Below are 14,269 nucleotides of genomic sequence, written 5' to 3'. Positions count from 1 at the left end.
AGTTAAGCTGAATGGTAGGCAGCGTAAGGATTGCAGAGGGGCAGGGGTGCAGGGGTGCAGAGGGGAATTTCTAAATATCTGAACGCAATTGCCTAAAATTTCTTCTTTCTCCCCTGCTCCTCCGCTCCTCTGCACCCCTGCTGCCTCAACGATTTTCCCTTATCAAGCGTGCCATTCGATTCAGCCTTCTTGTCTGGTTTCGTACTCATTAAATCAGGATGAAATTTATGTATCGATTCCAGATAACTGCATACACACAAACAGGTGAATCCATAGGTGTCGTCGGTTCTACTCCAGAGTTGGGACTGTGGGACATCAACAAATGTGTCCACCTGCGTACAAGTGGCGATCGCTATCCTTTATGGTGGGCAGATATTGACATTCAAGAGTTAGGCAATGTCTCACGACAAGCCACTTCGTGTCTACGCCAGAGAGTTGAATACAAGTATGTCCGCCTCGATGCCAACGGCAACGCCCGATGGGAGAGCTTATTCGATACAAATCGATGGATACCTATTGACTCTAAGGATCGTTCCAGCACGATTATTGTGGATGATGGCGCATTCGGTTATTTACAGCCTTACCCATTTGGATACATTGAGAAATCGGCTGTCAAGATGCCCGTGGAAGAAGGGGCTGACAGACTCAAAATTGTGGTCATTGGTAGTTCCGTCGCATTAGGTCATAAAGCTTGGTTTTTGAAAGGTTGGGTCTGGTTGTTAGCAGAGGCTTTACAGCAAAAATATGGGCGTCAACTCGTGAATGTGTCGGAAGTGGGGGCGAATGTCAGCAGAACCATCGCTCGATTTGGCTCAGTTGTCACCCCAGAACAACCCGATATTGTAATCATTGCTTTGTCTCTGGGCAACGAAGGGTTAGCCTACTGTCCCCCTAACGAACGCCGCACAGTACAACGGCGGTTTGAAAGTGGCTTGCAGCATCTGGTGAAAATTACGCGCGATATTGGAGCAATTCCGATTCTGGGCGGTGTCTATCCCAATGGTGACTATTCTTTGGAACATTACTGGCTGCTTCGAGACACACACAAGCGGATGCTAAGTTGGGATGTAACTGTACTAGATTGGTTGGTAGCTGTGGATGATGGCCAAGGACGATGGAAAGCAGGAATATCCTTCGATCCGGCTCACCCGAACACTGTCGGCCACAGCCTCATGTTTCAGCAGATCGACCAGCACCTATTCGACATCGACAAAGACGAATTGGCAAACGAAAAACAACGCTGCCGGCAACCGAATGAATTTCCCATCTACTTTGACAATGCCGGCTTTCATATCTCTGTCTGTATTGAAGAAAAGCATTTACGGATTGTTAATCCATCACAATACAGCTATACCATCGCTCCCTATTGGCAGGAATTGCAAACTGCATTACAAAATAGGGCAGAATTGATACCAGGTATTTACATTGCGAAGTCTGTCAAGCCGGGGACGCTACCTTTCTTTGCCGTGCAAGAAGACGGTGCGATCGCCACCACAGTAAATATCCCCCCTGGCGCAGACTTAGAATATAGCGCCGCCTTCAATCTCTTTCCGCCAAATAACTCACAAGTTTTGTTCTATGACGGACATCTGGGAATTTTGCAAGCAGATGAACGCCACCTCTGGATAATCAACGAATCAGATAACGAGTACAATATCCAGCCGATGTGGACGGAGGTTTGCAACGCACTTAAAGCCATGTCATCAGGTGTCTACGAAGATCCGCTTTATCCCGATGCCCCATTTCGCACGATGATGATTGGTAAGGATGGGCTAGAAAGCCGGGTGAAAGCACCACCTAAATCTGCGGTGTTTTTCCAATACAAATGTAAATTAGCGGATATCAGCCGTGTGGCGATTCTTCCCCTTGGCGATCGCTGTGCCGTCCGCATGATGTTATATAAAATGGAATATGATGGCCCCGCCTTTCCCTTCGATCTAACGCGCACCACCAATATTGGAGATGTTGCGGATGCGATCGAATACGGTTTTGATGATATGTGGAATCCTGCCTTTCTACACTACAGCCCCGACGCAGGCAGAATTTACCATAGTAAGTGGTCGGGTTTATCCTTTGCCCATGAAGTTGAGGAGAAAGACGACCCCACAAACGATATGTTTCCCGTCCATGAACGGATGCGGGTTCGCTACACAGCACGCTCTGAAAGGTTTTGGTATGCATTGCAGCACTGCGATAAAGTGCTTTTCGTCCGTACAGGAATTAGCGATCGCGGTGGTGTGATAGATTTAGTCAACAAGCTGCAAAAACAATGCCACGGGAAGCCATTTCATCTCTTGCTTCTTTCTCCTCAAAGCGATGATGAGTTTTTAGACCTTCCCAATGTGCTGCACTATAATGTCGAGTTTAATCCCGATCGCATGTATGACGATTTGGGGCATTGGATGTACTGCACAGAGGTGATGCGAAGAATTCTGGAATCCCTTGGGGTGTCTAGTAAAAACCTCTTTTGGTGTCCGCCTAAAATACCAAAGGGGTAAGGAATTAGTTAGGCATGATGCCTGCGGTAGGCTGCACCAACGGTCTTTGATTGCTCAATCCTGAAATTTATTGCAGGTTGTCAGTCTAACAGCGAAGCTAACCGGACGCAGACAACCTTTACAACCCAACAGATAGCTTATGCTTTGTTCTGGTTCAGCGCAGTGTTATACAGCAGATTCTAATATACGTATGGAAATAAGCGCTTGGTTTGCTGACAATACGATTGATATTCCTCGCCGAACCGCTCTTCTAACATCTGTTCTTCAATTGTAATCCTATTACCAAACCAAACTATACAGACCGTTAACAACAGACCTAAACCCCATAGACTCTGCAACATGATGCAAAATCCAAGAAATAGAAGAATGTAACTTGTGTAGATGGGATGTCTAATTAAACTATAGATACCATCAGTAACTAACTGATGATCTGATTTAATTATCAGACGGTCAAAGAATTTGCCTAAAGTTTTAATCGCAACCTGACTAACAAAAATTGCAGCAAAAACTAAGGCAATTGCAATTACAGTTAAATATTGATTAACGCTTGTATTTAATGTCTGGTCTTGAAGTGAAAAGGTGTATAGCGTTAGCCAGTGTACGCTTAGTAACCCAACAACTGTAATCAGCGAGGCTACACGCCCAGAAGTGGCTTGAACTTGTCGGTCTTCTTGACGGTTTGCTAGCTGACCATAGCGAATAACTCGCCAAATTGTTCCCAGAAAGAAAATGAAATAGCTGATTGATAAGAAGACTACTCTCCAGTCTCCTAAGACTCCAAACTGTGCAGATGGAATCACAATCAACATAGCGATAACGGCCAACAGGGCAAAAATCAATCCCACAGGTTTCAGGAATGCTGCCATGAATACAAGCTCCTTAGCATTGAACTATGTAGATTTAGACTGGACGTGGAACATTAACAAACAGGCACAGACCTGAATGGCACTAAGTTAAGCTGAAGGGTAAGCGGCGTAAGCATTGCAGAGGGGCAGAGGGGCAGGGGTGCAGAGGGAAATTTCTAAATATCTGAACGCAATGCCTAAAATTTCTTCTTTCTCCCCTGCTCCTTTGCTCCTCTGCACCCCTGCTGCCTCAACGATTTTCCCTTATCAAGCGTGCCATTCGGCACAGACCTATTGTCACATAAACAAATTGAAGCCGCATAACCTTCACAATCATTCGCCGCAAATTTTGCCAATCTATAAGACTCCTATTTGATTTTTGAACAAAATTAGGTATGTAGGGTGTGTTAGAACGAAGTTCGTAACGCACCATTATCAAGGATTTGGTGCTGTACTCTCCGTGCTAACACAACGCCAGTGACGCTCCTGCGTCGCTAACGCTCAAGTCGGGAAACCCGCCCACACGACTGGCTCCCCTACGTATCTTTTCATAAATCAAACCGGATTCCTATATTTATTATTAGTTAATACTGAGGCAAGGTGAGCAGGACGAGATAAATGTGGGCAATGTCCTCCAGGTAGTTCTATGACATCAACTCCCAAGCGCTTACATGCGGCGTAGTGTTACCATGCAGGAGAATTTTAAGTTTTTTGAATTGTGCTTATCTTCTACCTTATGTCTTCTAATGTTGTCAACAAGCCTCGCGGCTAGCTCTGAAAAACTACAACAGACGAGCTACGATCGCTATCAGCAAAATAGCTCAACCACTGTCGGTTTAGTCACTTTTCCCATAGCGTTGCGCGGTAATTCTTCAACTATCAAAATTTGGGTTGGCACTTTATAAACAGCCAATCGCTCTTTTGCCCAACTCCTGAAAGATTCTAATGTCAAAGGTTGTGACCCTTGCAATACTAATGCAGCACAAACCCGTTCGCCCCACTCTATATCTGCAACCCCAACCACTGCACATTCCTGAATATCTGGATGCGATCGCAATACTTCTTCAATTTCTAAAGCTGAAACTTTATACCCTCCGGTTTTAATGATATCCACACTCATCCGTCCCAGAATACGGTAATTCTCGTCCTCAACTACGGCGGTATCTCCAGTACAGAACCAGCCATCTTGGAAGGCTTTGGCGGTTGCTTCAGGGTTTTGCCAATATTCGAGAAACACTCCAGGCCCTCTAACTTGGATTTCTCCTGGTGTTCCGCCTGGGACTAAGTGCCCATTCTCATCAACTAATCTCACTTCAACTTCAGGTAGAGGCTTTCCTACATATCCAGCCAATCGTTCACCGTGTAAAGGGTTCGATAGTGCCATGCCAATTTCCGTCATCCCATATCGCTCAAGCAGAAAATGGCTGCTAATACTCTGCCATTTTTCTAAAACTTGAACTGGTAAGGCTGCTGAACCAGAAACCATCAGACGTATCTTAGCACAGCCTTCTGACATGGTTTTTTGACGTTCTTTAGAGGCATTTTCCCAAGCAGCAATGAGCTTTACATAAATCGTTGGTACTGCCATAAATAGGGTTAAGTCACCGTCACAAATTCGCCTCCAAACGGTTTCGGTATCAAACTTGCTCAACAGATGACACTCCGCTCCAGCCCATAAAGCACAAGTCAGTACGTTAATAATTCCATGAATATGATGTAGTGGCAATATATGTAAAATGCGTTCGCGCAGCGTCTCCGCAGGAGAATCGCTAGATGTCCATTCCCAAGCAGCGATCAAACTAGTCACTTGCGCTTGAATATTTTGATGAGTTGTAACCACACCCTTGGGTTTACCTGTTGTACCGCTAGTGTAGAGAATTAAGGCGCGTCTAGCGATATCTACCTCTGGGAGACGAGTAACATGAGATGGGAGTGTTTCTGAGGTGAGGATAAATCGCAAATTGTGTTCTTCGGCGAGCGATCGCAGTATACCTTCAAAATTGGGATGAGCAACAATAATCGATGCTTCAGAATTGGTAATTACATACTCCAATTCTGGGCGCGGGTGGGAAACACACAGAGGTACAGCTATGCCACCAGCACGCCAAATTCCCCATTGAGTGGCTACATACTCAAATCCAGGCGGGATGAGAAAGGCAACTCGCTCCTCTTGTAAATCTTCTGCATTTTGAAGAATATTTGTTGCTATTTGACTGGAAGTGTGGAGCAAATCCCGATAGGTAAACGATCCATCCGTTGTAGTAATGGCTATTTTCTCGCTGTGTTCTTCAGCACGAATAATCAATGGTAGATTCACGTTTATTTACCGTTTTAGGGTTGATGCAGTCTACTTACAGAAAGCATATAGCAATACCAAACGAGATGTAAATTTTACTATTCCAGCAATCCTCTATAACTTAATAGATGCTATAACCAACGTTGTCTTTTAGCATAGAGAATACTACCAATCACAATTAATGCCATCACACAGATTACAACAGGATAAGACCAAGGTTGCTCTAATTCCGGCATATATTTGAAGTTCATACCATAGAAACCAGACATGAAGGTAATTGGTAAGAATATGGTCGAGAGGATAGTCAGACGATTAATTCGTTCGCCAGTTTTGCTAGCAATATTATCGCGTTGAATTTCCATTAATTCTGACATCCAGGCTCTCAAAGCTTGATATTCTTGCCATAATTTATCAACTTGATAAACCAATTCTTCTTTGAATAGTTCTTTTACTGGCTGGGCGATCCATCGGAAATCTTCGTAATCCATAATAGCCATAAGTGACTTAATGCTTTGAAAATTACGCCGTCCTGAACGAGTAGATTGCCTCATTGTGGCAATTCTTTGGTACGTTGATTCATCACCAGAATCATCTAACACTTCATCTTCTAAATCATCAAGTTTTCTAGAAATATATTCAAATACAGTATGATAATTATTCAAAGTTTCTTTAAAAATGAGATAAAAAATATAATCAATTCCCAAATTATTAACATCAAGAGGGCGTTTTTGGAGATTATTAACTAGAATACTTAAAACTTTGAGTTCAGTAATTTCAAAGGTGAGAATAAAATTTTTCCCGACTACAATGTTACCACGCGCAACCTCAAATTCATGATTTTTTATTTGAGCAGTTAGAATTTCATAGCTGTCAAATAAACAATCTTCTACATCTTCATCAATTCCTAAAGGTGAATGGTTGAAAATCATATTAACCCGAGATGGATTGAGTTCAAAGTGCTTGATAATTTTGGCTGTTCCAGTCCGATCGCGGAAGTGAATACAGCGCAACCAAATACTGTGAGAACCATCAATTCTTTTCAGTACCGTATCGACATCTCGATGGGTGAATATTTCCAGATTATCTGGATAAAAAGTGAGGAGAATTAACATATAGCCATCCTAATTGAGTCTTGAGAAAATCTGGTGACTCATGTTGAGCGATAATTTATTTGACTACAACGACATATAAAATGTCAAAGCCTATGATTTACTGTCGGAAATAGACATATTGCAATAGGCTGGCTTGGTGTTAGTGATATTTTACCTCGGAAAATCCCCCAAACTCTCCTTAAAAACGGGGTCTGAATCCGGCGTTTAATTCCCTCTTTTTTAAAGAGGATGATGGAGGATAAAGCTTTAACTCAAAGGTATTGGCACAGATTGGGTTAATAGTATAAAAGAAATACTCATAAAATGGTATGACTGTATTGAGTCATACAGGAATCATATTTGATTATTGAAAAATATAAGTATCTGTAGGATGTGTTAGACAGAACCTCGTAACGCACTATAAGCTTGGGATAGTGCCGTACTCTCCTTGCTAACGCACCCTACATGGATTTCAAAAATCAAATACTAGTCCTATAGCTCAATTTTTTTCTATTTTCCCCGATTTAGGGCGAGTAGTTTTCAGTGGTTCTGAATTATTTTGCAAAATTGCAATTTCTCTCTGTGCATCTTGATAACTATCTTTTTCGCCTTGCTGTTGGAACAGTTTGGCAGCTTTTTTGAAATCTGCGATCGCACCCTGTTTATTTTTCTGCTTGGTGCGAATCACACCCCGGTTATAGTAGGCTAAGGCGTTGTTAGCATTAATTGCGATCGCTTGTGAATAATCCTGATTGGCAGATTTTTTATTTCCTAGTTCGAGATAGGCGTTACCACGGTTGTTGTAAGCTGCTATATTATTAGGATCTAGTTTCAGGGCTTCGGTATAATCTTCAATAGCACCCTTATAATCTCCGAAAGAAAAGCGATGTATACCTCTGTGGATATAAGCGGCAATAAATTTAGGATCGATCTGTAAAATAGTATTGTAATCTTCAGTCGCTTCGACTTTATTTCCTAGATCGCTATAAACATCACCGCGATTAAGATAGGCTTCTATATATTTGGGATTGATGTTAAGTGCATCGGTGTAATCTTTAAGTGCTGCATATTTTTGTTTATTAAGAGATTGAGTTAAAGCCCTTTGATAATAAGCTTTGGCATCACTAGGATTAATCTTAATTACTTTATCAAAATCTTGGATTGCTTCAAGTCTTTGTCGGAGGCGACGGTGGAGAATACCTCGCTGTAAGTAGGCTTCAGTATACTGGGGTTTGAGAGCGATCGCTTTGCTAAAATCTCCAATCGCCCCTTTATTATCCTTCAGTTGAACGCGGGTTAACCCCCGGCCATAGTAAGCATAAGCATCCTCAGAATTTAACTTAATCGCTTGGGTATAGTCTGCGATCGCTTCTTTATATTTGCCTAATTCCGAAAAAGCAAATCCTCGGTCAAAATAGGCATTAGCATCTTGAGGATTAAGTAAAATGGCTTGACTCGCGTCTGCTTCTGCTTGCTCGTAGTCTCCTAATCGATAATAAGCATCGCCTCGCCTATTATAAGCCAAAGCGTTTTGTGGATCTAGTTCAATAACGTGATTGAAATCTTCAACTGCCCCTTCATAGTTTCCTGCCTCATATTTATTTACTCCTTCTTGATATAATTGTTTTTGAGCATTACTTACAGGTTTTGGCGAATGCAAAAACCATACTCCTACCCCAAGTGCGATCAAGCCAACTATCCCGGTCAAAACTATTAATAATTTTTTATCGTGCTGTTTTGGCTCAACTTCAACATTTGTTAACTTTTTCAGATCGTCTAAAACTTCAGTTGCATACTGGTAACGCTTACGATAGTCAAAGCGCACCATTCTATTAATAATTTTTGCTAATTTTCTGCTAATTTTTATATTTTTGTTCTGCCAAACTATTTCACCTGTCAGCCGATTTTTCTGATTTCGCAAATTAGATATTTCGTTTGCAGGTAAACCTAGAAGTGCTGCGATCGCAACTATACCTAAAGCATATAGATCGCTGTTATACTTAACGTTACCGTTAACTTGTTCTATAGGCATATATTCGAGATTATCAATGGTATTAGTGATGGCTTCATTCAAAGTCCCAAAATTAACTAAAACTAACTTTTTATCTGATTCCCGACGAATAATATTTGCTGGTTTAATGTCCCGATGAATTACGCCATAGCTATGTACAATCACCAAAATTTCTAATATCTCTGATAAAAAATTAATTACTTGGTCTTCCCTCAGAGGTTGTCCCTGGATAATTTCGTCAGTTAAAGGATTACCAGGGATAAATTCTTGAACTATATAAAATTCTTCGTTTTCTTCAAAGTAAGCAATTAGCTTCTGAATTCGATCGTGTTCCTGCCCTAGTTTTTCTAAAGTTGCTGCTTTACTAGCAAACAAGTAGCGTAGGCTGGTTAGAGTTTGAGGATTGCTACTAGGATTACGTAACTGTTTTACTATAAATTGGCTCTCAGGAAAATTAGCATCCTCCACTAGATAGGTTTCTGGCTTTTCCCCATCATTCAGAACTTTTAGTATTCGGTAGCGTCCATCTCGTAAATGAATAGGCATCAATCAATATAGATATATAAATCTTTTGATTATAGCTTACGTGTTATTACTGGTAACTAGTTTTTTTTGTAAAAAAACATTTATTCAAAAAAAGTCAATGCCCTTCTGGGAGATAAAAATACTAATTATTAGCTAATGCCATATATTGCTAGTAATATTTTTATTTTTTAAGAGAATTTTGTAGACTTAATTCGCCTACATATTACCAGACTTAAGTAAAATTTTTCAGTTAAACGAGGCTTAGGAAAAGAGGTGAACATATATGGAAGCATATTTTGATCGGGGCTATTCAGCAATCTCACCCATGACACCTAATCCTCGAATAAGGTAAAAAAATAGCAGTTTGAATTATCTAAAACCCCAGATAAAAAATTGAGAATCAACGTATTTGGGCGAAAAAAAGCCTTGGTAGCTACTGCGAAGCGTCAATTGCTCAAGGCGCTCAATTACCGCGATATTGCTGCTATTAATAGCTTAATTGGACATTGGCAAAGGATTTTGGGAGTAGAAAAGTTAACTGATTTGATTGTTAATGAGGTAATGGTCGAATGCGACTCTGACAGTCACAGTTGGTTTTGTCAGATTTTTCTTGGACAAGTTCAATACGAACAGATGGAGGAAAAAGCTCAAAGTAACATCTTTCAAATTTTAGTGAGTAATTATTTGGAACCGGGCAAAGATTTTAGCTCTGGGCCCCATCGCAGCATTATTATAAGCGATCGCGCCAAGCAAGTCTTACTTAGCCAAGTGCCACAGGAGCATCAGACAGCATTTGAGTCACAGTTAGAGTCTTCGCTAGTTTTAGATCCAGTTACCACCATTGAACAGCTGTTAGGGTGTGCATTTTTTACCAATTTAACCGAGATTGCCATCCAACAAATGGAGTTACTGAGTAATTCTCAAGCAGCTGCCTATCTAGGAGTGCTGTTGGCTGGATTAGTATCGCGTCATCCTCAACTTCAGAATGCGGACTTTCCTACACGATTTATTGCCAATGCTTTGCAAGAACTATCGCAAGAACGAGCAATGGCAATTTTGAACGATCCAGAAACAAATCCCCAGTTCGATGAAATTATTATTTTTGGGCATTTATTAGCAGCAATGGGAGATAAAGAATATCACCAGATTGTTGAGGAAGAGGGCGGTATCAGCCTCAATCAACTCAAAAAACTTGATTTAGTTTGGTGTGGTGAACGTCGGCTTTCAGAAATGGTTGCCATGATGGAAAAATGGCATCAAAATAATTCGTAATGGGCTAACGCCCCGCTACGCTAACGTAATTACGAATTACGTTAGCGTAGCATTAGCAAGTCAGCGATTGTCATTAGTAATTACAAATTGGTGAACTACCCCAACTTACCGAGTACGGTTGAAGTTGGGGCTTCTGTAATCACAGGGGAGTGCCTAAACTTAGACTTTCGCCCAAGAGTATGACTTACCTCCCCTCCTACAGCAGAGACGGCTGAACCTTCCGCCTTTATCATTCTGATACCCTCTGCTCTAATATTCTGCGCGGCGTTCGCGTCCCGATCGTGATGAGTATTGCAATGAGGGCAAGTCCATTCACGGACATCCAACGGCATCTCACCAATCTGATAAAAACAATTAGAGCAAAGTTTTGAACTGGGGAACCACCTATCAATTTCAATCAACTTTCCACCTCTGCGTTCTAGCTTATAGGCTAAAAAGTTGGTGAATGTTCCCCAGCCACAATCAGATATTGATTTCGCCAACTTGTGATTACGAACCATGCCTTTAACATGAAGATTTTCTACTATGACAGCTTGGCTATCGCTGACCAACTTGTAACTAACGCTCTTTTATGACTCTCGTCGGATAAAAATCATCCACCCTTATTTTTAAGGACTTTGATGAATTTAGGCGTAGGTTGGGTTGAGGAACGAAACCCAACACCAACAATCTCTGGTTTTGTTGGGTTTCACTTCGTTCAACCCAACCTACGAATATTTTATTTTTTCGGAGTAATAAAAGAGCGCTAAGTTTATGTAGAAAATCAAGACGGGAATTACTAACTCGTTCGTACACCTTGGCAACAACTTTTCTATACCTATTTCTTGAATTACTTCCTTTTTGTTTACGTGCTAATTTTTTCTGCTTACGTTTGAGGTTTTTCTCGTGTTTGGCAAGATGCTTGGGATTATCGTACTTGGAAACCTTTTCGCCGTCAGTGACGACAGCGAAGTGTTTTAGCCCCAAATCGATACCATATATTTTACCTTCTGAAATAACCGGATTTTCATCATCTAACTCAGTCAGGATAGATGCAAGGTATTTGCCAGAAGGCGTTTTGCTTACAGTAACAGTTTTAATTTTCCCCTCAATAGTCCTGTGTATTTTGGCTTTGACTATCCCAATATTGCCAGGAAGTTTAACATTGCCATCTACAATCTTGACGTTTTGAGGATACTGGATAGACTGTTTACCATGTTTGGATTTGAACTTAGGAAATCCAGCACGTTTCTCAAAAAAGTTTTTGTACGCCGTAGTTAGATTAAGTGTTGTAGCTTGTAAAACTTGGCTATAACAATCAGCTAACCACACAGTCTCTTCTGCCTTTTTGAGTGCAGGAAGAAATGCGTTGAGTGCAGCACGGCCAAGTCCCTTACCCGTCTCCTTGTAAGTCTCAATAGATTTATTTAGAGCATAATTCCACCACCATCTAGCACACCCAAAAGTTTGAGCCAGTTGTGTTTGTTGCTCAAGTGACGGATATAAACGGACTTGTACAACCTTGTGTAACACTTCACTTTCACCTCTTTGATGTGCTTACTCTACCATAAATATACATTGTGGTAAAGCGCTAAAATCCAATAATTGGTGATTCCGACGCTCGCGGACTCGCTAACGCTCCGCTATCAAACACCCCACTTCCTTATCAACCTGCGGTTGATATTAGTCGGAGGTGTTTTCGTCGTCACCCGGCTATCCATCCCCGCCCTGTAGAGGGACGGGGAATTCCGCCGAATTAGTTAAAATTCAGTTGCTACGCTGGCACAACAACTTTCTCACTACCAGCTAGTCCAAAAGCGGCATGAATGGCTTGCAAAGCTTTAACACCTTCCTCTTGTGCTACTACACAACTAATTTTAATTTCTGAGGTGGCAATCATTTGAATATTAATTTGGTGTTGGGCTAGCGCTTCAAACATTTTTGCGGCAACACCTGGTTGTCCCACCATACCCGCGCCGACAATACTCACCTTAGCGATCGCGCTATCTAAAACAACTTCACCCCATCCTAACTCTGCTGCTACTTGAGTAAGCATTTCTTTGGCACTTTCCCCGTCTATGCGCGAGACTGTAAAGGCAATATCTCGCCGGGGAACACCATCAATCACTCGACAGCGCTGAGATTGAATAATCATGTCAACGCTGATATTATGCTGTGCTAATAATCCAAACAGCTTCGCCGCCATCCCTGGCCGATCTGGTAATTGGCGAATAGCAAGACGCGCTTGATTCAAATCTAAAGCAACGCCGCGAACGGGGGGAGATGAGGGAGACAAGGGAGAGGGGGAAGACAAGGGAGACAAGGGAGAGGGGGAAGACAAGGGAGAAGTTTGTTCAATGATTCTTCCTTGTCCCCCTTGTCCCCTTGTCCCCTCTTCCCCTCCCTCAATCTCAAAGGCGGTACGGAGTGCTAAGACGGCGCGATCGCATTCTGCGGCATTGACTACGCAACTTACTTTCACTTCGCTGGTGGAAATCATCTGAATATTCACGCCAACTTCGGCTAGGGTGGCAAACATCTTTGCAGCTACACCAGGACGGCCAATCATTCCTGCGCCTGCGATACTGACTTTGGCAATGTTATGTTCTAGCATTACCTCGGCTTCGTCAGATTTGGGGTTAGATGGATTTCTCAGTGCTGGGGCGATCGCTGCTGCTACGGCTTCTGCCCGTTTTAATATTGGTGTGGTGACAGTAAAGGCAATGTCATTACTGTTACCTTCATGAATTGATTGAATAATCAAATCTACGTCTACTTTTTGCCGAGAAATTTCGCCGAATAACCTTGCTGCTACCCCTGGTTTGTCGGGTACGCGCAACAAAGCCACCTTTGCTTGGTTAGTGTCAAATTCTACAGCATCTACCGGACGGGCAATTTCGAGATTGATTAGCGATCGCCCTTGGGGTTGGGCTGATGTTACCCAAGTACCGGGGGCATCTGTCCAGCTAGACCTAACTACAAGGGGAACACCATAGTTACGAGCGATTTCCACAGCGCGGGGATGCAACACTTTTGCACCCAAGCTAGCTAGTTCCAACATTTCATTGCAGGTGATGGCATCGATCAATTGGGCTTCGGCAACTAAGCGGGGGTCTGTAGTTAAAATCCCTGGAACGTCTGTATAAATTTCACAAAAGCTTGCTCCTAATGCGGCTGCGATCGCCACCGCAGAAGTGTCAGAACCACCGCGCCCCAAAGTTGTAATTTCCATTTCCCCGGCGTTGGATGTACCTTGGAACCCTGCTACTACAACAACTTTACCTGCATTGATGTGGCGAGTTAGGCGAGTAGTTTCAATATGCAAAATTCGAGCGCGGCTGTGTTCAGCTTCGGTAACAATTCCTACCTGAGCGCCAGTCATGGAAATTGCTGGTTGTCCGAGTTCCTGCAAAGCCATGCTGAGTAAGGCGATGGTTACTTGTTCGCCAGTAGAAAGCAGCATATCCATTTCCCGGCGGTTAGGATTGGGAGAAATTTCATTAGCGAGTTTGACGAGTCCATCGGTGGTTTTGCCCATCGCCGAAACAACTACTACCAGAGAGTTTCCAGCTTGGACAGTTTTATAAACACGCCCTGCAACAGCTTGAATGCGTTCCACTGAACCGACAGATGTACCACCGTATTTCTGAACTATGAGCGCCATAACTTTTATGCAATCAATTGTGTCTGTTTTGCTCAATGCCTCCGCCGGGTTAGGAAGCTTTGAACATATTAATAGATATTTAGTTTAC

The 14,269-nt window shown here is 42.4% G+C and carries 8 protein-coding genes and 1 pseudogene; 2 read left to right on the top strand and 7 right to left on the bottom strand.

Annotated features, from left to right (window positions below; all coding sequences use genetic code 11):
- Window positions 1–227: 227 nt before the first annotated feature.
- Window positions 228–2,498, top strand: a complete 2,271-nt coding sequence (locus tag CDG79_RS14410) for a DUF1796 family putative cysteine peptidase (RefSeq protein WP_094342725.1) — start codon at window positions 228–230, stop codon at window positions 2,496–2,498.
- 179 nt (window positions 2,499–2,677) lie between these two features.
- Here CDG79_RS14410 and CDG79_RS14405 read toward each other — a convergent pair whose 3' ends face one another.
- The 4 genes from CDG79_RS14405 to CDG79_RS14390 all read right to left on the bottom strand — a co-directional run bounded on the left by CDG79_RS14405 (window position 2,678) and on the right by CDG79_RS14390 (window position 9,287).
- Window positions 2,678–3,364 (bottom strand): methyltransferase family protein, encoded by a 687-nt coding sequence (locus CDG79_RS14405; RefSeq protein WP_094342724.1) that lies wholly within the window; start codon window positions 3,362–3,364, stop codon window positions 2,678–2,680.
- Between the two features lie 787 nt (window positions 3,365–4,151).
- Window positions 4,152–5,660, bottom strand: a complete 1,509-nt coding sequence (locus tag CDG79_RS14400) for an acyl-CoA synthetase (protein WP_094342723.1) — start codon at window positions 5,658–5,660, stop codon at window positions 4,152–4,154.
- A 110-nt stretch (window positions 5,661–5,770) separates the two neighbouring features.
- Window positions 5,771–6,751, bottom strand: coding sequence for a magnesium transporter CorA family protein (locus tag CDG79_RS14395; protein ID WP_094342722.1), 981 nt, complete (start codon window positions 6,749–6,751; stop codon window positions 5,771–5,773).
- A 478-nt stretch (window positions 6,752–7,229) separates the two neighbouring features.
- On the bottom strand, window positions 7,230–9,287 hold the full coding sequence (locus CDG79_RS14390; protein WP_094342721.1) for a serine/threonine-protein kinase: 2,058 nt from the start codon (window positions 9,285–9,287) through the stop codon (window positions 7,230–7,232).
- A 372-nt stretch (window positions 9,288–9,659) separates the two neighbouring features.
- Between CDG79_RS14390 and CDG79_RS14385 the strand changes: the two genes are divergently transcribed.
- On the top strand, window positions 9,660–10,538 hold the full coding sequence (locus CDG79_RS14385) for a hypothetical protein (protein ID WP_094342720.1): 879 nt from the start codon (window positions 9,660–9,662) through the stop codon (window positions 10,536–10,538).
- Between the two features lie 95 nt (window positions 10,539–10,633).
- Here the strand turns inward: CDG79_RS14385 and CDG79_RS14380 are convergent.
- The 3 genes and pseudogenes from CDG79_RS14380 to CDG79_RS14370 form a co-directional block, all read right to left on the bottom strand.
- Window positions 10,634–11,098 (bottom strand): annotated as a pseudogene (locus CDG79_RS14380) (RNA-guided endonuclease InsQ/TnpB family protein); the annotation flags it as partial.
- Window positions 11,097–12,050, bottom strand: coding sequence for an RNA-guided endonuclease InsQ/TnpB family protein (locus tag CDG79_RS14375; protein WP_333782995.1), 954 nt, complete (start codon window positions 12,048–12,050; stop codon window positions 11,097–11,099). The gene CDG79_RS14375 and the pseudogene CDG79_RS14380, both read right to left, overlap by 2 nt.
- Before the next feature lie 241 nt (window positions 12,051–12,291).
- Complete coding sequence (locus CDG79_RS14370) at window positions 12,292–14,181, bottom strand: aspartate kinase (RefSeq protein ID WP_094342719.1); 1,890 nt, start codon at window positions 14,179–14,181, stop codon at window positions 12,292–12,294.
- Window positions 14,182–14,269: the final 88 nt, after the last annotated feature.

Origin of the sequence: Nostoc sp. 'Peltigera membranacea cyanobiont' 232 (assembly GCF_002245985.1) — a bacterium.
In the GTDB taxonomy this organism is placed as follows: Bacteria; Cyanobacteriota; Cyanobacteriia; order Cyanobacteriales; family Nostocaceae; genus Nostoc.
Note: the sequence above shows the minus strand (reverse complement) of the source record. Positions and strands in the feature narration are given on the sequence as shown.